The 19,995-nt window shown below is 64.2% G+C and carries 17 protein-coding genes and 1 pseudogene; 8 read left to right on the top strand and 10 right to left on the bottom strand.

Going from position 1 to position 19,995, the window contains the following annotated elements; translation table 11 throughout:
- Window positions 1–46: 46 nt before the first annotated feature.
- Both JET14_RS22765 and JET14_RS15020 read right to left on the bottom strand, forming a co-directional pair.
- Window positions 47–208, bottom strand: a pseudogene (locus JET14_RS22765) (integrase); the annotation flags it as partial.
- Window positions 209–328: 120 nt separating this feature from the next.
- On the bottom strand, window positions 329–1,387 hold the full coding sequence (locus JET14_RS15020) for an NAD-dependent epimerase/dehydratase family protein (protein WP_200334559.1): 1,059 nt from the start codon (window positions 1,385–1,387) through the stop codon (window positions 329–331).
- A 117-nt stretch (window positions 1,388–1,504) separates the two neighbouring features.
- On the opposite strand from JET14_RS15020, the gene JET14_RS15015 reads away from it, so the two are divergent.
- The 4 genes from JET14_RS15015 to bioB all read left to right on the top strand — a co-directional run bounded on the left by JET14_RS15015 (window position 1,505) and on the right by bioB (window position 5,206).
- Window positions 1,505–2,107: a TetR family transcriptional regulator gene (locus JET14_RS15015; RefSeq protein ID WP_200334558.1), complete on the top strand. Its 603-nt coding sequence runs from the start codon at window positions 1,505–1,507 to the stop codon at window positions 2,105–2,107.
- Between the two features lie 804 nt (window positions 2,108–2,911).
- Window positions 2,912–3,580, top strand: a complete 669-nt coding sequence (locus JET14_RS15010; RefSeq protein WP_200334557.1) for a GntR family transcriptional regulator — start codon at window positions 2,912–2,914, stop codon at window positions 3,578–3,580.
- Window positions 3,581–3,662: 82 nt separating this feature from the next.
- Entirely contained in the window at window positions 3,663–4,220 is a 558-nt protein-coding gene (locus JET14_RS15005; RefSeq protein WP_200334556.1) for a biotin transporter BioY, read from the top strand.
- Window positions 4,217–5,206: a biotin synthase BioB gene (gene bioB / locus JET14_RS15000; protein ID WP_200334555.1), complete on the top strand. Its 990-nt coding sequence runs from the start codon at window positions 4,217–4,219 to the stop codon at window positions 5,204–5,206. The genes JET14_RS15005 and bioB overlap by 4 nt, the downstream gene beginning before the upstream one ends.
- Window position 5,207: 1 nt before the next feature.
- Here bioB and JET14_RS14995 read toward each other — a convergent pair whose 3' ends face one another.
- Complete coding sequence (locus JET14_RS14995; RefSeq protein ID WP_200334554.1) at window positions 5,208–6,623, bottom strand: PLP-dependent aminotransferase family protein; 1,416 nt, start codon at window positions 6,621–6,623, stop codon at window positions 5,208–5,210.
- Window positions 6,624–6,711: 88 nt separating this feature from the next.
- Between JET14_RS14995 and JET14_RS14990 the strand changes: the two genes are divergently transcribed.
- The 3 genes from JET14_RS14990 to pdxY are packed head-to-tail and all read left to right on the top strand — an operon-like array spanning window position 6,712 to window position 8,932.
- Window positions 6,712–7,410 (top strand): glutamine amidotransferase, encoded by a 699-nt coding sequence (locus JET14_RS14990; RefSeq protein WP_200334553.1) that lies wholly within the window; start codon window positions 6,712–6,714, stop codon window positions 7,408–7,410.
- Window positions 7,407–8,087 carry an MOSC domain-containing protein gene (locus JET14_RS14985; protein WP_246750329.1) on the top strand — a complete coding sequence of 227 codons (681 nt, stop codon included), beginning with the start codon at window positions 7,407–7,409 and terminating at the stop codon, window positions 8,085–8,087. Before JET14_RS14990 ends, JET14_RS14985 begins: the two co-directional genes overlap by 4 nt.
- Entirely contained in the window at window positions 8,084–8,932 is an 849-nt protein-coding gene (gene pdxY, locus JET14_RS14980) for a pyridoxal kinase (RefSeq protein WP_200334550.1), read from the top strand. The genes JET14_RS14985 and pdxY overlap by 4 nt, the downstream gene beginning before the upstream one ends.
- 435 nt (window positions 8,933–9,367) lie before the next feature.
- Here pdxY and JET14_RS14975 read toward each other — a convergent pair whose 3' ends face one another.
- The 3 genes from JET14_RS14975 to topA form a co-directional block, all read right to left on the bottom strand.
- Window positions 9,368–9,814: a DUF983 domain-containing protein gene (locus JET14_RS14975; RefSeq protein WP_200334548.1), complete on the bottom strand. Its 447-nt coding sequence runs from the start codon at window positions 9,812–9,814 to the stop codon at window positions 9,368–9,370.
- Between the two features lie 347 nt (window positions 9,815–10,161).
- On the bottom strand, window positions 10,162–12,477 hold the full coding sequence (rnr, locus tag JET14_RS14970; protein WP_200334546.1) for a ribonuclease R: 2,316 nt from the start codon (window positions 12,475–12,477) through the stop codon (window positions 10,162–10,164).
- Window positions 12,474–15,146: a type I DNA topoisomerase gene (topA, locus tag JET14_RS14965; protein ID WP_200334545.1), complete on the bottom strand. Its 2,673-nt coding sequence runs from the start codon at window positions 15,144–15,146 to the stop codon at window positions 12,474–12,476. The genes rnr and topA overlap by 4 nt, the downstream gene beginning before the upstream one ends.
- A 346-nt stretch (window positions 15,147–15,492) precedes the next feature.
- Here topA and JET14_RS22760 point away from each other — a divergent pair, with 346 nt between their 5' ends.
- Window positions 15,493–15,834 (top strand): hypothetical protein, encoded by a 342-nt coding sequence (locus tag JET14_RS22760; protein ID WP_246750328.1) that lies wholly within the window; start codon window positions 15,493–15,495, stop codon window positions 15,832–15,834.
- 68 nt (window positions 15,835–15,902) lie between these two features.
- On the opposite strand, the gene dprA is transcribed toward JET14_RS22760, so the two are convergent.
- The 4 genes from dprA to JET14_RS14940 all read right to left on the bottom strand — a co-directional run bounded on the left by dprA (window position 15,903) and on the right by JET14_RS14940 (window position 19,949).
- Window positions 15,903–17,027 (bottom strand): DNA-processing protein DprA, encoded by a 1,125-nt coding sequence (gene dprA / locus JET14_RS14955; protein WP_200334543.1) that lies wholly within the window; start codon window positions 17,025–17,027, stop codon window positions 15,903–15,905.
- 61 nt (window positions 17,028–17,088) lie between these two features.
- Window positions 17,089–17,715, bottom strand: a complete 627-nt coding sequence (plsY, locus tag JET14_RS14950) for a glycerol-3-phosphate 1-O-acyltransferase PlsY (protein WP_200334540.1) — start codon at window positions 17,713–17,715, stop codon at window positions 17,089–17,091.
- A gap of 6 nt (window positions 17,716–17,721) precedes the next feature.
- Entirely contained in the window at window positions 17,722–19,011 is a 1,290-nt protein-coding gene (locus JET14_RS14945; RefSeq protein ID WP_200334538.1) for a dihydroorotase, read from the bottom strand.
- On the bottom strand, window positions 19,008–19,949 hold the full coding sequence (locus JET14_RS14940; RefSeq protein WP_200334536.1) for an aspartate carbamoyltransferase catalytic subunit: 942 nt from the start codon (window positions 19,947–19,949) through the stop codon (window positions 19,008–19,010). The genes JET14_RS14945 and JET14_RS14940 overlap by 4 nt, the downstream gene beginning before the upstream one ends.
- Window positions 19,950–19,995 lie beyond the last annotated feature (46 nt).

The following is a 19,995-nucleotide window of genomic DNA, read 5'->3' as shown; positions in this document are numbered from 1 at the left end:
TCGCGCAGACCTTTGCGTCCTCATGAGCGAACCAGCGCGCCTAGCAGGAAGGATCCGAATCCCCTGACCGGAGAAAAACTCGAATGCGAAGCTTGTCTTCGACATCACCAGGCACACCATGGTCCGGATCCGTCAGACGCTTTTCCGGATCCCAGAGTTGATGCGCGACGAGTTTTAAGAGCAGTGCTTCCGGCGCCGGCCAAGGCAGGGGATCGGGGCGGAGGTTGTTCACCACCCAATCCGGCGCGAAATCGCGTTGTCGATTGGCGCGTGAAATTCAGACCAAAGATATTAACGCGCCTCAAACTCGGTTAAAGCGACGTCACCCTCATGACGCTGCCGCCAAATGGGTCTGATCGACGGTCACGATAGTCGCAGCGGCATCAACCGGCCGCATCCGACGCATACCTTCGGCTGGCGATATCACCGGAACATAACCAAGCTCTTCGCGTGCGCGACTTATATCGATGGTGAAATCCTTGCCGATCAGGCGCAGCATCTGCCGGGTGATCGGAGGCTCGCCCTTGCGGCGGAAGGCTCGCCAGACCGCACCCATAAGGCCGGCCGTGGCCCAGGCAACGCCGAACGGTACGCTGCGCTCCTTGGGGGTGACGTTGCGGCTGCCGAGCAGACGCGTCAGGAACGACTTCAATGTGGTGTCCTCCCCATCACTCACAAAGAAGGCTTCGCCGCCCGATCCGCAGTCGGCGGCGAGGATCAGTGCGTGGCACAGGTTATCGACATGGCAGGTGGAGAGCGCCTGTCCACCACCTGCGACCCATTGGAACTGCCCCTTGCGAACCGTCTCGATCATGTGGTCAAGGGCGGGCATGTCTGGCCCCCAGATGAAGGGAGGACGAATGGCCACCGTTGAAAATCCCGCACGCCGGCCGTTCGCCGCCAGCAGCACTTCCTCTGCTTCGGCCTTGGAGGCTGCATAAGGGGCAAACGCCATCTTCTGCAGGGCCATGGCCTCGGTCGCGCCACGCATCGGTTCAGGCCGGCCCATCACGACAGCAGCGGCGCTGACATAGATGACGCGGCGCACGCCGGCCCGCTCCGCCGCCTCGATGACATTGCCGGTGCCGTCAACGTTGATCCGGCGGAACTCGGACATCGGTCCCCAGAGCTTGAAATGCGCCGCGACATGAAACACCACCTCAACCCCTTCCATGGCCTGTGTCAGCGAGGCGCGGTTTACAAGGTCGCCGGCGACGGGTTCAGCACCCAGCGCCTTAACGCCTGCCAGCGCTTCTGTGCTGCGACCGAGCGCGCGGACGCGCCAGCCGTCCGAGAGCAGGCGGCCGATGAGATGTCTACCGACAAAGCCGGATCCGCCGGTAACGAGGGCGACACGGGATGTAGGCCGCGGTGAAATGCTGCTCATGACGATCTCCTTGGGTTCCGTTTGATCCAAGGTGCCACATCCATGAACGATACACAATACAAAATATGAATTCTGTTACATGTTGCGATTATGCCGTCGCTGCGCTAAGACCCGTGCATGACAAACGACGCGCCCCATCATCGTGACCGCATCCTCGACACGGCTGCCGAGCAGGTTCGCCGCTTTGGCGAGGCAAAAACCAACGTGGTCGATATCGCCAAGGCCATGGGACTGTCCCATTCGGCGATCTACCGGCACTTCCGCTCGAAGGCGGAGATCTTCGATGGCCTTGCTGCACGAACCATGGCCGAGGAAGCCGAACTGGCGAGCCGTTTCGTCAACGCAGATGGTTCTGCGAGCGACAGGCTGCGCGGTCTCGTGCTGGCGCTCCATCGGAGTAAACGCGCCAAGCTGGGGGACGACCCGGAGATCCACGGCCTCTACCGCCGGATCGTGACGGAGCGCCCGGACCTCGTCGCCGACTATGCGCGACGAATGACAGGGCTCGTCCGGCAGGTGCTGGAAGATGGGGTCGCCCGGGGAGAATTCCGCACCCTTGATCTCGACGCTGCTGCCGGTGTGGTGCGAGACGCGGTCACGGTCTTCGTCCATCCCGCTCATGTGGAGCAGGCTGTCGTGGCGGGGCTTGATATGGAACCAAGGCTTCATGCAGTGCTGGATGCCCTGGCCGTCGCTTTCGCGCCAACCAGCCGGTCCTGATAATTGGTCGCCGATATCGGAGTGTTATTCAAGCCGACGCTTGGGGCATAACCGGCATCCTACGAAAACCTTGAAGCTGATGCCGGGTACTTCCAAGATGACCATCTTGGGGTAGAAGAAGCAAAATAGGCCGGACAGGGAGGCATCCAACCCGCTAGGTTCTGTCTGAGGCATTCATTCGTTAACGCATCCTGGCAACCACTGCACCATGCACGAGCTGGTGATGCGTTGCTTGCTTCTGCTCTACTCGACAGCGTCTTGGAACAACGTTTGTGACTCAAATGCTTTGGGGGGCTTGATCGCGAGTATTCTGAGACTCAATCCCGCATCAAGTTTGGTGCTGTGTTTTGGCAATGCGGGGGCAGGTCAGGCGGGATGAATTGACGGGGGAGGGGCCGAGAGAGGGATCTCGCGACAAGGCCAGATGGATCAATATCCTATCTGGATCGGCTCAGAAATGTTTGTGAGTATATCGACGAAAAGCAGCTTAAAATTAGCTGTCCACGCTGGTCCGCGTTCCGATACAAGTCATCGTATAAGTCGACCTTAGTGCTGCTGTCAACGTACTGAGGTCGGAACAGTGATCGGGACCTGGCCTTCTCTTGGGGTTGCTTGCCGCCAGAATGGGCGACTTTAGCCGCTGGTGTTGGGATAGAGCACATAAAGGTGCCCGATAGCGCGGCCGATGATCACGGTCGAATGCTTGCGCCTCAACAAACCGAAGCCAGTTCGTCGCTCGCCGCACCCTAGGTCCAATTCGCCACAAACGTCGACTTCATATGTGACATCGATTATCTATAATCTATGACCAAAGAGACAGACGAGACCATTTCCGACCGGATCGCGCGCATTCTCGCGGATCGGATCATATCGGGCGCGATCCGGCCAGGCGCACGGTTGCGGCAGGATTATGTCGCAGCAGAGTTCGGCGCCAGCCACGTACCGGTGCGCGAGGCCTTTCGCGCGCTGCAGAAACAGGGCCTGGCGGAGAGCGAGCCTTGGCGCGGGTTCCGCGTCACCGAGTTCGATATCGCCGAATTGCGCGAGGTCGCCGAGATGCGGGCGAGCCTCGAATCGCTAGCCCTACGCCATGCTGCGCCAAACCTGACGCGGGCAATTCTCGATGAGGCAGAAGAGGTTACCCGGCACGGCGATCGCGCCGGCAATGTCCGCGACTGGGAGGCCGCGAACCGCAGATTTCATCATCTGATCCTCACACCGTGCCACATGCCGCGCCTGCTGCGCACGATCGACGACCTGCAGGCGGCGAGCGCGCGCTTCCTGTTTGCCGCTTGGCGCAGCGACTGGGAGGCACGCACAGACCACGACCACCGTGCCATCCTTGATGCCCTGCGGAAGGGCCAGACCGAATTTGCCTGTTCGACCCTGGCACGCCACGTAGGCTGGATCGGCAAGCGCAAGCCGACATCAAAAAATGCCGATATCAGAGAGACTTATGAAATTCCCGGCTGATTATCTATAATCTGCATTGATCATATAAAACTGACTCCGGAATTATAGATAGCGTCGAAACCTATCTTCGGAGAACCGCCTCATGGCCTTGCTCACACCTTCTCTGACCCGCCCGGCATCACTCTGGCGCGGTGCAGCCCTCACGCTTTTCGGCGCGGTGCTGATCATGATCGGCGCCAAGGTGCAGATCCCGTTCTGGCCCGTGCCGATGACACTGCACACGCTCGCGGTGTTCTTTCTGGCCGCGGCGCTCGGTCCCCGGCTCGGCTTTGCAGCCATGGCCGCCTATCTCGCCGCCGGGGCGGTGGGCCTTCCGGTATTTTCCGGCTCGCCGGCGCGCGGGATCGGACTTGCCTACATGGCGGGGCCGACCGGCGGCTATCTCATCGGCTACCTGCTCTCGACCCTCGTGATCGGCAGGCTGGCCGAAGGGAATGGCCTGATGCGGCTGGCGCTGGCGATGCTTGCCGGTCTCGCCGTGGTCTATGCCTTCGGCCTGGCATGGCTCGCATTGTTCGTGCCGGCCACCGGCCTGATCGCCGCCGGCCTCGCTCCGTTCATCCTCGGCGATCTGATCAAGATCGCGCTGGCGGTCGCCCTGATCACCGGCCTCGGCCGCCTCAAGGGTCGCGCGGCATGACCGGTGCCAAGATCAGAACCGACTGGACCATGGACGAGGCGCGGGCGATCCACGCCCTTCCATTTCCGGACCTGATCCACCGGGCGCAGACCGTGCATCGGGCCCATTTCGACCCGACCGCGATCGAGACGGCGAGCCTCTTGAGCATCAAGACCGGCGGCTGCCCGGAGGATTGCGGCTATTGCTCGCAATCGGCCCACCACCGGACCGGCGTGAAGGCGACGAAGCTGATGGCGACCGACGATGTTCTGGCAGCCGCACGGCGCGCGAGGGACGCGGGCGCGCAGCGCTTCTGCATGGGGGCTGCCTGGCGCAGCCCTAAGGACCGCGACATGGACAAGCTCTGCGCCATGGTGCAGGGCGTCTCGGAACTCGGGCTCGAAACCTGCATGACGCTCGGCATGCTGAAACCGGATCAGGTGGCGCGGCTGAAGGCGGCCGGGCTCGATTTCTACAACCACAATATCGATACCTCGCCGGACTATTATCGCGAGATCGCCACCACGCGGACGATGGCGGACCGGCTGGAGACGGTCGAGCATGTCCGCAAGGGCGGCATCAGGGTCTGTTGCGGCGGGATCGTCGGCATGGGCGAAACGGAAGAGGATCGCATTGCCATGCTGGTGACGCTCGCGACCCTGCCAGCCCATCCCGACAGCGTGCCGGTCAACCTGTGGAACCCGGTCGAGGGCGTGCCGGTGCAGGAAACCGCAAGCCCGGTCGATCCGTTCTCGCTCGTCCGTCTCGTGGCGCTCGCGCGCATCCTGATGCCGGCCTCGGTGGTGCGGCTCTCCGCTGGACGCACGGGAATGAGCGATGAATTGCAGGCGCTCTGCTTCCTTGCCGGCGCGAATTCCATTTTCGTTGGCGATCAGTTGCTGACGACCGGCAACCCCGCGGCCTGGAGGGACCACGACCTGTTGCAACGGCTCGGGATGCATGTGGCGCCCGCCAGGCCTCAAGACACCACCATGGCGGCCGAGTAGCTCAATCAGGCAAGCTTCGGGCGAGGATATCCACCGCCCGGGCAATCTGCCCCTCGTCCAGCGCCGCGTAGCCGAGACGAAGGGCTTGCGGCGCGGCGCGATCAAGGGCGAAGTGCGTTCCGGGCAGCAGCGCAAGCCCGGCCACGCCGGCCCGCTCCGCCCAGGCGTCGGCGGAGACATTCTCGCAGTGCAGCCACAGCGCCAGCCCGCCCGCAGGCCGATCGAAGAAGATCCGCCCGCCCAGATGCGCCGACAGCGCCGACGCCAGGACGTCGCGCCGGGCCCGGTAAATGCGACGGGCCTTCCGCGCATGGCGGCCGAGATCGCCGTCGCGGATCAGGTCCGCCAGCGCGGCCTCAAGCGGCGCGTCGCCCTGCCGGTCGATGGCCGCACGCGCGGCCGCCATGCGGGTCAGCAACGGCTCCGGGGCCATGGCATATCCGAGACGGATACCGGGCGAGAGCAGTTTGGAGAGCGAGCCCACATAGATCAGCGGCAGGCCTGCCGGGGCCCGGGCCGCAAGCGGCAGGACCGGGCGCCCCTCGAAGCGGTACTCGTGATCGTAGTCATCCTCGATCAGCGTGATGCCGTGACGCTCGACGGTGTCCAGAAGCTTCAGCCGCCGCGCCGCGCCCATGGTGACCGTGGTCGGATACTGGTGATGGGGCGTGACATAGACCGCCGCGATGCGCGGATCGCTTTCAATCGCCGCCTCAAGCGCCGCGACCGACAGCCCGCCCGCATCAACGGGAATGCCACGCACGGAAGCGCCCGCGGCCCGGAAGGCCTCCCAGGCCAGCGGGTAGCCGGGTTCCTCCACGGCAATCGCCTGACCGGGCTTCACCGCCGCCCTGGCCGCCAGGAACAGCGCCATCTGGCTGCCGCGCGTGATCAGCAGCCGCGCCGGATCGGCGACCACGCCCCGGTCCGAGGCGAGGTAGGACGACAGCGCATGACGCAGGACCGGCGTGCCCCGGGCATCGCCATAGTCCGCGCCGCCGCGGAAGGCCGGCGACAGCAATGCCCTGCGGAAGGCGCGCGCCAGCGCCTTGTCCGGCACCAGCCTGGGATCGGGAGCACCATCGCTGAAGGCGAGATGCGGGCGGACGGTAGCGGGCTCTCTGGGCACGGACACCGAAACCGGCTCCGCCATGCTTTCGGGCAGATCCTCGGCGACGAATGTGCCGCGCGCCGGTTCGGCATGGAGCCAGCCCTGCGTCATGAGCTCCTGGTAGGCGGCGTCGACCGTGTTTCGGTGAACGCCGAGCGCGCGCGCCAGCGCCCGCGTCCCCGGCAGACGGGCGCCGGGCTTCAGGCGGCCACGCATGATGTCACGGGTGATCGCGTCGGCAATCGCCAGAAACAGCGGGCCGGAAGGCTCCTTCTCGATATCCAGCGCAAGCGGTTCCGATGCCATGACAACCGGCCTATCCAAAGTTTCAAAACTGGCACTTTTGTTCAGGCCGGATATTCGCGAGACACATGGAAAAACGCAAGAGGCCCAAATGTCGAAATCCGCCCTGATCCTGCGCCATCTCGCTTTCGAGGACCTTGGCAGCTTTGGCCCGGTGCTTGACGAAGAAGGCTACCGTATCAACCATGTCGAAGCTGGCATCGATGCCTTGCCGGATTCGCGCGACCCCGATCTCGTGGTGGTGCTCGGCGGTCCGATCGGGGTGAATGACGCCGATGCTTATCCTTGCATGAAGACAGAGCGCGACTGGCTGGCACCGCGTCTGGTTAGCCGCCGCCCGACGCTCGGCATCTGCCTTGGCGCGCAGCTCATGGCGGCGGCGCTCGGCGCGAAGGTCGCCCCGATGCCCCGCAAGGAAATCGGCTTTTCCGCCCTGGCGCTGACGGAGGCCGGCATCAACAGCCCGCTTCGCCACCTGCGGGATGTGCCGGTTCTCCACTGGCACGGCGAAGCCTTCGATATCCCGGATGGAGCGGACAGTCTCGCCAGCACCGCCGCCTGCGCGGCCCAGGCCTTTGCCATGGGCGCAACTGTTCTGGGGCTGCAATTCCACCCCGAAGCAGGCCAACTGCCCGCCTTCGAGCGCTGGCTCATCGGCCACAGCGTGGAACTGGCTGAGGCCCGCATCGACCCGGCCAGCCTGCGTCGCGAGGCCATCGCGCACGGTCCGGCGCTGAGGCATGCCGGCCAATCCATGCTCCGGGCATGGCTGCAGGACTTGCCGGCATGACCATGATCACCCTTCTGACCGGGCGCGCCAGTCCGCTGGCGGGAAGCGACGTGCAAAGCGGCATCATGAAGGCGCCGGTGACGGGGCCGCTTCGGCTCGGCCCTGAAGGGTTCGAAGGCGACGAGCAGGCCGACCGGCGGGTGCATGGCGGCGTCGAAAAGGCCGTGCACCATTACCCGTTGGATCATTATCCGCTCTGGCGTGAAGAACTCGGCGATCTGCCGGCGCTTGCCGTTCCCGGCGGATTTGGCGAGAACATCTCGGCATCCGGCCCGACCGAAAACACCGTCGCTGTGGGAGATGTTTTCCGGCTGGGCACGGCACTTTTGCAGGTCTCGCAAGGGCGGCAGCCCTGCTGGAAGCTCAACCACCGCTTCAACGTGGCGGACATGGCCCGCCGTGTGCAGCAGAGCGGCCGCACCGGCTGGTATTATCGCGTGCTGGAAGACGGACTCGTTAAGACGGGAGACCGGCTTGAACTGGTGGACCGCGTCGCACCGGACTGGACGCTGCACCGGCTCTGGCATGCGCTTTATGTCGACCGGCTGAACCTGGACGAACTGAAGGGCATAGCAGCCCTCGACGTGCTGGCCGAAGGCTGGCGGAAATATGCGGTTCGGCGGCTCGAGAGCGGTCGGGTGGAGGATTGGCGCAACAGACTGGACGGCACTGCATGACCTCTCCTCCCTTCGTGATATCGATCCAGAGTCAGGTCGTGTTCGGCCATGTCGGCAATTCCGCGGCCGTGTTTCCGATGCTCGCGGCCGGGCTGGAGGTGGCGGCGATCCCGACGGTCATCTTCTCCAACACGCCCGACTATCCGACGTTGCGTGGCCGGGCTCTGCCGCCGGAATTCTTCTCGGACCTGTTGCAGGGCGCACGCGAGCGCGGCCTGCCGGAACGCGCGGATTTCATCCTGACCGGCTATATCGGCTCGCTCGATGTGGCGCTGATGGTCGCAGATTTCGTGGCCGAGGCCAAGGCCGTCAATCCGCGCCTCACGTACGTCTGCGACCCCGTGATGGGCGACACAGGCCCCGGCCTCTATGTACCGGAAGCCATTGCCGACGTCATGCGCGACCGATTGCTGCCGATGGCCGATATCGCGACGCCGAACCCGTTTGAACTGAGCTGGCTGACCGGGCAGCCGATCGCGTCCATGGCGGACCTCAAAGCAGCGCGAGCCTTTCTCCGCATCGCGTCCGAAGCCCATCTGATCGCCACGGGCTGCGCGCTCGACGATACGGCCGCCGGCCACATTGAAAGCGTGATACTCGGAGCCGCCGGCGCAAGCCGTCATCCTGTGGAGCACCTGCCGGTCGCGCTTCCGGGAACGGGCGATCTGTTTGCCGGGCTGATCGTCGCGGGGCTCGCGCGCGGATTGCCCCTGACGCAAAGCGTCGAGGCAGCGCAGCGCCTCACATCGCGCGCACTGGACCACGCCCGTGCCCTCGGCGCCGGCGAAGTGGTTTTGAGCGAACCGGAGTTCCGTCGCGCTCTTCTGACGCTCGCGGTACCGTAAAAGGGGCTTTTCCCCGCGCATCACGGGCATGCCGAAGGTCGGCCGGTGTGCGCAAGAAGCCAGTGCCTGGACAGGTCCAGCCGCCAGCCGGTTTGTCCCCGCTTCTTTCGGACGATCTCCGTCGAAAGCACGTCGTCAATCCGTGCGCGTCCTGCCACCTCTCTCAAGGCCAGAGTTTGCCGCTTCTCAAAGTCGTGCTCCCGCAACAGCGCCTCCCGGCATTCGAGGACGGCAGCCCTTTCGACAAGGAGGTTCGGATGCGCGGCCTTGCGGAAGCTGCTCGGGGCGGGCGGGCCGATCTCGGGAGAAACCAGTCAGCATTGAAATCGATCGCACGCTTGGGATCTGTTCTTTCAGTCTGGTTGCGCAAGGCGCCCTGTATCGAACAACGGAACATGGGCGGAATATCCGTTGATCGAAAGCCCGCACAATGACTCAGCGCTCGGAATAGTCCACCGCCTCTTCCCGTCCCTTGCCGTCAAACCCGTGCATCTTCAGCGCCCATTGCAGGCCGATGACGGCGCCCTTCATGGGCTGGATGAGGGCGAAGGCGGCCAGCGCGGTCAGCGGCACCCAGACGGCGAGATGGAGCCAGTCGGGCGCGTCGAACAGTTCCGCGCCGGTCATATAGCCGCCGACCATGAAATGGCCGAGCACGAGAATGACGAGATAGGCGGGCAGGTCGTCGGCGCGGTGGTGGTGGATTTCCGTGCCGCAGTTCTCGCAATGGTCCACGGTCTTCAGGTATTTGTAGAACAGCTTTCCCTTGCCGCAGGCGGGGCAGCGGCCCTTGAGGCCCGTCAGCATGGCGGGCGCGAGACGGCGCTCGTCGGCGGGCGTTTCGCCAAAGCGGCGGTGATTGTCGTCGGCCTGTTCGGGCATGATGTCCTCCGTGAGGCCCGATTTATCCCGAAAGTCTGACGAAACGCAATGGTGCGGGTTGACTGTGGCGGGTAGCGCGGCATGGGCAATGCCACCCGATCTCCCCCTCAAGGGGGAAGATTGATGGCGGTGGGGCTTTACCCAGGGCTCGCATGGTGCTGTGTCGTTCATCCGGCGAACCGCCGGCAAAGGCCGTAAAGCCGTTCCGGCGCCTTGCCGCGCGGCGCAGACCGTGGCGTTGCCGTTGGTCCAGCCGCCGCCGCCTGTCAGGCGAAAGCCTTCGCCGAGCGGGGCGTGGGTGGCGCCGGGCTCGTCTTATAAAAGTCCGGGAAAGCCCGTCGTCTGCCTCAGCGCCGGCCGCGTCCGCTGCGCCGTCCCGCGCCGCCGCCGCGCATCGGGCGGCCGGTCTTCGACTTGTGGAAGGACCGGGTGGGGGCGGGGAGCTTGCGGCCCGACGACAGCATCTCGAAGCGCAGCGCGCCCGCAAGCGGGATCGCCTCCACAAGCTGAACCTCGACATTGTCGCCCAGCTGATAGCCGAGATTGGATCGCTCGCCGACCAGCGCCTGGCGCACCTCGTCATGCACATAGTAATCGCCGCCAAGGGTGGAGACCGGCACGAAGCCGTCGGCCCCATATTCCGGCAAGGCGATGAACAGGCCGGAGCGGGTGACGCCGGCAACGCGGCCGTCAAAACTCTCGCCGATACGGCTTGCCAGATGATGGGCGATCAGCCGGTCGACGGTCTCGCGTTCGGCGGCCATGGCGCGGCGCTCGAAGGTGGAGATTTCGGCGGCGATATCATCGAGCTGCTCTTCCTCCTCGCGCTCCAGGCCGCCCTCGCCAAGATGGAGGGCGGCGACCAGCGCGCGGTGGACGATCAGGTCGGCATAGCGGCGGATCGGCGAGGTGAAATGCGCGTATTTCATCAGATTGAGGCCGAAATGCCCGCCATTTTCCGGCGAATAGACGGCCTGGCTCTGCGAGCGCAGCACCATTTCGTTGATCAGGTCCTTCTGCGGCGACTGTTCGGCCTTTGCCAGAATGCCGTTGAAGGAATTGGCCCTGAGATTGCCGCCCTTGGCGAGCGGAATAGAAAGCGTCGCCAGGAATTCGCGCAGGCTCTCCTGCTTGGACAGAGACGGCGCGTCATGGGTGCGGTAGATCAGCGCCTGGCGCTTCTTCTCCAGCGTCTCGGCAGCCGCCACATTCGCCTGGATCATCATTTCCTCGATGAGCTTGTGCGCATCGAGACGCGGCGGCACCACCACCTTGTCCACCGTGCCGTCATCCTTCAGCAGGATGCGGCGCTCGGGCATGTCGAGTTCCAGCGGCTGGCGGCGGTCGCGTCCGCGCTTCATCGTCTCGTAGGCGGCCCAGAGCGGCTTCAGCACGGGTTCCAGCAGCGGGCCGGTCTTGTCGTCGGTCCTGCCGTCGATGGCGGCCTGCGCCTGCTGGTAGGAGAGCTTCGCCGCGCTCTTCATCATGATGCGGTGGAAGGTGTGGGAGGCCTTGCGGCCATCCTTCGAGAACACCATGCGCACGGCCATGGCCGGGCGATCCTCGCCCTCGCGCAGCGAGCAGAGGTCGTTGGAGATGCGTTCCGGCAGCATCGGCACGACGCGGTCGGGGAAATAGACAGAGTTGCCGCGCTTCAGCGCCTCGCGGTCAAGCGCGGATTTGTGGCGCACATAGTAGGAAACGTCGGCGATCGCGACGGTGACGATGACGCCGCCCTCGTTTTCAGGCCGCTCGTCAGGCTCGGCAAAGACCGCGTCGTCATGATCCTTGGCGTCCGCCGGGTCGATGGTGACGAGCGGCACGTCGCGCCAGTCCTCGCGGTTCTTCATCGTCGCGGGCTTGGCCGCTTCGGCCTCGTCGATCACCTCTTTCGGGAAGATGTGCGGAATGCCGTGCGCATGGATGGCGATCATCGACACGGCTTTTTCCGATGCCAGCGAGCCGACAATGGTCAGCACCTCGCCGCGCGGCAGGCCGTAGCGACCCGAGCGCTTGACGTCGGCCTCGACAAGGTCTCCGTCCTTCGCGCCATTGAGCGCGGTCTCGTCGATGGCGATCTCGTTGTCGCGGCGGTCGATCGGCATCAGCCGGGCCGAACCGTCGTCGAACATACGGATAACGCCGAGGGCGGCCGCGCGCCGCTTGTCGATCACCTTGATGATGCGGGCGGTATAGGCCGGGCCGGTTTCCGATTTCGACGGAAAGATCTTGGCAACGATCCGGTCGTTGAGGCCTGCGGTCGGCACCTTGCGCTTGCCGTTCTTGCCGCCGCCGGACTGGCGGATGAGGACGGCAGGGGCTGCCCCTTCCTCCTCTGGCCATTCGGCCGGCCGGCCGATCAGTTCGCCATCCTTGTCGCGGGTGGTGATGTCGAGCACGGTAACGGGCGGCAGCGCGCCGGGACGGACGAGGCTCTTGCGCTTCTTCTGCAGCATGCCCTCGTCCTCGAGGTCGCGCAGCAGGTCCTTCAGCGCGACGCGGGCCGCGCCCTTGATGCCGAAGGCCTTGGCGATCTCGCGCTTGGAGGCGCGGTCGGGATTGTCGGCGATGAACTTCAGCACCACGTCGCGCGGCGGCACCTCGCCGTGAATGATCGCGTCGGGCTTGGCGGAGCCCGTGCCGGTCCTGGGTTTTGCGCTCAACTGTCGCTCTTTTCGGCCTCGGCCTCATCGGTCTTCTTCTTTCTCGAAGCCGATGCCTTCTTGGTTGCCGAAGCGGTTTTGGTGGTTGTCTTCTTTTCCGCCGTCTTCTTGGCCGGAGCCTTCTTCTTGGCAGGCTTTTTCGCGCCGGTCTTTTCCACGCGCGCTGTCAGCAGCGGAACGGCCTCTTCCATCGTCACCGATTGCGGGTCCTTGCCCTTAGGAAGCGTGGCGTTGATCTTGCCCCACTTCACATAGGGACCATAGCGGCCGTCATTGACGGTCACCTCGCCGCCGCCATCGGGATGTTCGCCGAGCGACTTCAGCGCGGCCGGCGCGGAGCGGCGGCGTCCGCCATTGGCGCGCTTGTCGGCGATGATCGAGACGGCGCGGTTGACGCCGACGGAGAACACATCCTCGATGCTTTCCACATTGGCATAGGTACCGTCATGCAGCACGAAGGGGCCATAGCGCCCGAGACCGGCGGAAATCATCTTGCCGTCTTCCGGATGCGGACCGACCTCCCTCGGCAGCGACAGAAGCTGCAGCGCCTTTTCCAGGTCGATGTCTTCCGGCTTCCAGCCCTTGGGCAGAGACGTTCGTTTGGCTTCCTTGCCTTCGCCGCGCTGCACATAGGGGCCGAAACGACCGGTCCTCAGCGTCACGGTCTCGCCGGTTTCGGGGTCAACGCCGAGTTCGTTCGGCTCGTTCGGATTGATGCCGTTGGCCTCGGCGTCCGCGTCTGCGCCGAGCTGGCGGGTGAAGTTGCATTCCGGATAGTTGGAGCAGCCGACGAAGGCGCCGTATTTGCCGAGCTTCAGCGAAAGCTTGCCGGTGCCGCAGACCTGGCAGGTGCGCGGATCGGAACCGTCCTCCCGCTTGGGGAAGACGAGCGGCGCCAGCGCCTCGTTGAGCGCATCAAGCACATTGGTGACGCGCAGTTCCTTGGTGTCCTCGATCTGGGCGAAAAAGTCCTTCCAGAAGTCGCGCAGGACCTGCTTCCACTCCAGCGAACCGTCGGAAATCCTGTCGAGCTTTTCCTCAAGGTCGGCGGTGAAATCATATTCCACATAGCGATTGAAGAAGTTTTCGAGGAAGGCCGTTACCAGCCGTCCCTTGGCCTCCGGCGTCAGCTTGCGGTTCTCGATGACGATATATTCGCGGTCGCGCAGCGTCGCCAGCGTCGAGGCATAGGTCGACGGGCGGCCGATGCCGAGCTCTTCCAGCTTCTTGATCAGCGAGGCTTCCGAATAGCGCGGCGGCGGCTCGGTGAAATGCTGGGTGGCACGGATTTTTTCCTTGTCGACCTTCTCCTCGGCATTGATTTCCGGCAGGCGGCCATCATCCTCGTCATCGTCGGACGGCTGCTTCTCCTCGCGATTGTCGGCATAGGCCTTGAGGAAACCGTCGAATTTCACCACCGTGCCGACGGCGCGCAGGCCGGCGGTCTCACCACCCTTGGCCGCGGTGATCTCAGCGGTCGTACGTTCCATCTCGGCGGATGCCATCTGGCTGGCAATGCCGCGCTTCCAGACGAGGTCGTAGAGGCGGAACTGGTCGGCATCGAGATATTTCTTAACCGATTGCGGCGTGCGGGTGAAATCGGTCGGGCGGATGGCTTCATGCGCTTCCTGCGCGTTCTTGGCCTTCACCGAATAGTGGCGCGCCTCGGCCGGCAGGTAGCGCTGGCCGAACTGATCGCCGATCGCGTCGCGCGCGCCGGCGATGGCTTCCGGGGCCATGGAAACGCCGTCGGTACGCATATAGGTGATGAGACCGGCGGTTTCGCCGCCGATATCGACGCCTTCATAGAGCCGCTGGGCGACTTGCATCGTCCGCGACGCCGAGAAACCGAGACGCGACGAGGCGGCCTGCTGCAGCGTCGAGGTGGTGAAGGGAGGGCCGGGGTTGCGGCGCACGGGCTTCGCCTCGACGCTTGCCACCGAATAGGTCGCGCCTTCGAGAAGCGTCTTGATGCGGCCGGCATGCTCGCCGTCCCTGATCGAGTTCTTCTGGACGCGCTTGCCGTCGGCCTGCACAAGGCGGGCTTCGAAGCCATCGCCGCGCACGGTCTTCAGGTCGGCGACGATGTTCCAGTATTCTTCCGGGACAAAGCGCTCGATCTCGCTTTCGCGGTCGCAAACGAGGCGCAGCGCCACGGATTGAACGCGGCCGGCCGAGCGGGCGCCCGGCAGCTTGCGCCAGAGCACCGGCGACAGGTTGAAGCCGACGAGATAGTCGAGCGCGCGGCGGGCGAGATAGGCGTTGACCAGCGCCTCGTCGATGTCGCGCGGATGGGCCATGGCATCGAGCACGGCCTTCTTGGTGATGGCGTTGAAGACGACGCGCTTGACCGGCTTGTCCTTCAGCACCTTCTTCTTCTTCAACAGGTCAAGCACATGCCAGGAGATCGCTTCGCCTTCCCTGTCCGGGTCGGTCGCCAGAATGAGGCCGTCGGCGTCCTTGACCGCGTCGGCGATATCCTTCACCCGCTTGGCAGAGGCGGTGTCGACCTTCCAGGACATGGCGAAGTCCTCGTCCGGCAGAACCGAGCCGTCCTTCGGCGGCAGGTCGCGCACATGGCCGAAAGACGCCAGAACCTTGTAGTCCTTGCCCAGATATTTGTTGATGGTCTTCGCCTTGGCGGGGGACTCTACAACGACTACGTCCATGTCTTCCGTCTCAATTCTGTCTGTGCCTTCTCGCGCGCATCTTCGGCTGCCTCCCCGGCGCGGTCAACAGAGCGGGAGAAGCCTGCCGGGCTCCGCCTGTCTTGCCAGCGCGTTTTGGAAGGCCGTCAGCGGGAGCGCGGTCGGCATTTTCCGTCAGCGTGTGCCGGGATGACGCTGGTGCGAAAAGGCGTGGCAGAAGTCCACGGTCCTGTCGTCGCAAGCGTTCTCTCAAGCTCGATCGGCACTGCCTTTACCGCGAAAACGGGGGGCAGTGCAAACCCGACCTTCGTGCCGGTTCCTTCGAGTGTCGAAATGGACAGGGTTTGACGTCCGGTCAAGGGCCGTTGTGGATTTTCACGCAAATACAACCAGCGACAACCGCAAGACAATACCTTTATCAATTGCAATCCCGCGCTGGAGCGGTATTGTTCAAAACAAGACGAAGTCATGGCGAAACAACGGCCAGGCAAGGCTTATGGGTGAATACATGCCAGCGAACATCTCCGGGAACGATAATGAAAGAAGACTGACGGAAGACGAAATTATATATATAAGGCAGATACTTGGCCAGCTTCGTCGCCTTTCTGACAAGGAAGGGACGGAAATTTTATGCTACCTGATCGACATGGCCTATCTTGAGGCGGGTGAAGTTCAGTCCCAACTGATCACGAAGGTAAGGGGAAAGTAGAAATCTGATATTAGTTTCAATTCAGGGTGGTTGCGTTGATACCTTTTTGATCGGAGATGAACAACCGATCACGCAAGAGATATCCGTCCGCCGGGATGGCGGACCAGCCGGCCGGCGAGATCGAGTTCCAGAAGGATCAATTGAACGGTGGCCGCATTCACCCCCGTAAACCGGATCAGGTCGTCAATCTCGCAGGGGCTCGGGCCGAGCGCCTCGGCAACGCGCTGACGATCGTCCTCGGCCGGTTCGGAGGGAGCCTCGCCCTCCGGCTCGGGCTCCTCTCCGGCGTTGCCGGTAAATGGCAGATCAAGGTTTGACAGCGGCGCGAGCGCCTCCAGAACGTCCTCCGGCGAACAGACGATCATCGCGCCCTGTTTGATCAGGCCATTGCTGCCCTGGGCGCGCGGATCGAGTGGCGAGCCGGGAACGGCAAGCACCAGCCGGCCGGCCTCGTTGGCCAGCCGCGCGGTGATCAGCGAGCCGGAGCGCATGGCGGCCTCGACGACGACGATGGCGAGCGCGGAACCCGCGATCAGCCTGTTGCGCCGGGGAAAGTCCCGCGCGCGCGGCTCCCAGCCATAAGGCATTTCGCTGATGGCAACGCCACCCTCCGTGCAGATCCTGCGGTAGAGCTCTGCGTTTTCCGGCGGATAGATCCGGTCAAGGCCGCCGGCAAGGGCGGCAAGCGTGCCGTGTTTCAGACTTGAATGGTGGGCGGCGGCGTCAATGCCGCGGGCAAGGCCGGAGGCCACCGTGTAGCCCGCGCCCGCCGCCGCGCCGGCAATCATGGCCGCGAATTTGGCGCCGGCGACGGAGGCGTTGCGCGCCCCGACGATGCCAAGCGTCGGCCGCCTCGCGGTCTCGCCGCTGCCGCACATGGCCAGAAGCGGCGGCGCGCCGTCGATCGCCCGCAGGGCCGGCGGATAGTCGGGCTCGCCGATGGCGACGAAGCGGCCGTCATGGCGGGCGGCCATCTCCATCTCGCGTTCGGCATCGGCAATGCTGGCAACGCGGATGCGCTTCATGGCGCCCCCGCGCTTTGCCAATTCGGGCAGCATGTCGAGCGCCTTTTCGGCGCTGCCGCAATGATTTATGAGTTCGCGAAAGGTCGCCGGGCCGACATTGTCGCTTCTGATCAGCCTGAGCCAGGCGATGCGCTGGCTCTCGGAGAGCGAAATGCCGGAGGCGCTCAACGGGCGGCTTCCCTTTTATGGCGCAGCGCCGAAGCGCCGCCTTGAGAAGCCAGACTGTCCGTCACCCCTTGTCTCCGATCCTGCTTTCCTTGCCCGAGATCAGGCGTTCGATATTGGCCTTGTGCCGCCACCAGGAAATGATGGTGAGGACGGCCATGACCAGTGAAGCCTGCGGTTGATCCATTATCCACAAGGCAACCGGAATCACAAGCGTTGCGACAAGCGCCGACAGCGAGGAATAGCGCGAAAGCCGGGCGACCAGCAGCCAGACGAAGGCGAAGATCAGGACGGCGGCGGGCGCGATGCCGAGCAGCACGCCGATATAGGTCGCCACGCCCTTGCCGCCCTTGAAGCCGAGCCAGACCGGGAAGAGGTGGCCGATAAAGGCCGCCGCGCCCGCGATAAGTCCCGCATCCGTTCCGTAAAGCTTGGCGCAGATGATGACGGCGAAGGTTGCCTTCAGCGCGTCGAGCAGCAAGGTGAGGGCGGCGAGATGCCGCTTGCCGGTGCGCAGAACATTGGTCGCGCCGATATTGCCGGAGCCCATCTTGCGGATGTCGCCGAGGCCGGCCATGCGGGTGATGAGATAGCCGAAGGGCAGGGACCCCAGAAAATAGCCGATCGCGATCACGATCAGCGCGTCAACGGGTGTCAGGTCGAAAGCGAACAGTTCCCCCACGATGCTCATCCTCTCCTAGCTGGCCTGGTAGACGCATTTTCCGGCGACATAGGTCCTGACGGCGCGGCCGGAGAAACGGGCATTCTCGAACGTGGTGTTCTTCGAAAGCGAGACCAGCCGGTCCGGCGTGACGATCCACGGCTCTTCCGGATCGATCAGCGTGATATCGGCCCGCGCGCCGGGCCGAAGCGTGCCGGCATCCAGATCGAACACCTTTGCCGGCCGGGTCGACATCGCGTCGATCAGCCGCATCAGCGGCACCTCGCCGGAATGATGCAGGCGGAGCGCGGCGGAGAGCATGGTCTCAAGCCCGATCGCGCCATCCTCGGCATCGGAGAAGGGCAGGCGCTTGGTGTCGACATCCTGCGGATCATGCGAGGAGACGATGATGTCGATCAGGCCGTTCTTCAGCGCCTCGACCATCTGCAGCCGGTCCTCCTCGTGGCGCAGCGGCGGCGTCAGCTTGAAGAAGGTGCGGTATTCGCCGATGTCGTTTTCATTCAGCGTCAGATTGTTGATCGAGATGCCGCTGGAAACAAAGGCCCCGCGCTCGCGCGCTACGCGGATCGCCTCGACTGATTCGGGCACGGAGATCAGGGCTGCGTGATAGCGCGCGCCGGTGAGCGCGGCGAGCCGCAGGTCGCGTTCGAGCGGAATGATCTCGGCCTCGCGCGGAATGCCGGAAAGGCCGAGCCAGCTGGCGAACAACCCCTCGTTCATCACGCCGGTCTCGCTGAGGTAACGGTCGCGCGGCTCCAGCGAGACCACGGCGTCGAAGGCGCGGGCATAGGTCATCGCCCGGCGCAGAACGCGGTTGTCGGAGAGCGAATAGCGGCCATTGGTGAAGGCCACCGCGCCTTCGCCCTTCAGCAGGCCCACTTCCGTCATCTCGAGGCCGGCAAGACCCTTGGTCAGCGCGGCCGCGGGAAAGATGTTGACCACGGCATTGTCGCGCGCGGTCTTCAGCACGAATTCCAGCAGCGCGACATCATCGATCGGCGGGTGGGTGTCGGGCATCATCACGAAGGAGGTGATGCCGCCGGCAGCCGCCGCAAGACTTGCCGAATGGATGGTCTCGGTGTGCTCGGCGCCGGGCTCTCCGACGAAGACATGGGCATCGACGAGGCCGGGGGCGGCGACAAGGCCGCGGCAATCGACGACGTCCGCGCCGTCCGGCGCGCCCTGGTTGGCGGCGTCGCGCCCAGCGGCGGCAATGCGGCCGTCCTCGACGATGATCGTGCCGGCCTCGTCAAGGTCGCGGGATGGGTCGATGATGCGGGCGTTGTTCAGAACCAGCGGTTTCATGCGCGTGCTCCTCCATTGTCCGAGAGCATCAGCGTTTCCATCACGGCCATGCGCACGGCGACGCCCATTTCCACCTGTTTCTCGATCACGCTCTGCGGGCCGTCGGCAACGTCGGTGGCAATTTCCACGCCCCGGTTCATTGGGCCGGGATGCATCACCAGCGCGTCTTCCTTGGCGGCCTTCAGCTTTTCGGCATCGAGCCCCCAGAAGCGGAAATATTCGCGGATCGAGGGCACGAAGGCGCCGGACATGCGCTCGCGCTGCAATCTCAGCATCATCACCACGTCGGCGTCCCTCAGCCCGTCTTCCATATTGTCGAAGACCTCGACGCTCATGTCGCGGATCCCGGCGGGCAGAAGCGTTGCCGGTCCGACGACGCGCACGCGCGCGCCCATCGTGTTGAGCAGGATGATGTTGGAGCGGGCAACGCGCGAATGCAGGATGTCGCCGCAGATGGCGACCACGATATTGTCGAGCCGCCCCTTGGCCTGGCGGATGGTGAGCGCGTCGAGCAGGGCCTGCGTCGGGTGTTCATGCGCGCCGTCGCCGGCATTGATGACCGAGCAGGCGACCTTTTGCGAAAGCAGCGCGGCAGCGCCCGCCGAGGCGTGTCGGATCACCAGCACATCCGGGTGCATGGCATTCAGCGTCATCGCCGTGTCGATCAGCGTTTCGCCTTTTTTCACCGATGAATTGCCGACCGACATGTTCATCACGTCGGCACCAAGGCGTTTGCCGGCAAGCTCGAACGAGGCCTGCGTGCGGGTGGAGGCTTCGAAGAAGAGGTTGATCTGGGTGAGCCCGCGCAGAACGCTGTTCTTCTTTTCGCGGGAACGATTGAATGCTATGGCCTCTTCGGCCTTGTCGAGAAGCGTGCCGATATCAATGGGCGAAAGGCCCTTGATGCCGATCAGGTGGCGGTGGGGAAAGAAGACCATGAAGCTTTCCTCCATATGAGGCCGTGCGGTCTATCGCTTGAAGTCC

Origin of the sequence: Martelella lutilitoris (genome assembly GCF_016598595.1) — a bacterium.
Taxonomy (GTDB): Bacteria; Pseudomonadota; Alphaproteobacteria; order Rhizobiales; family Rhizobiaceae; genus Martelella; species Martelella lutilitoris_A.
The sequence above is the reverse complement of the archived record's forward strand: the minus strand, read 5'-3'. Positions and strand labels throughout refer to the sequence as shown.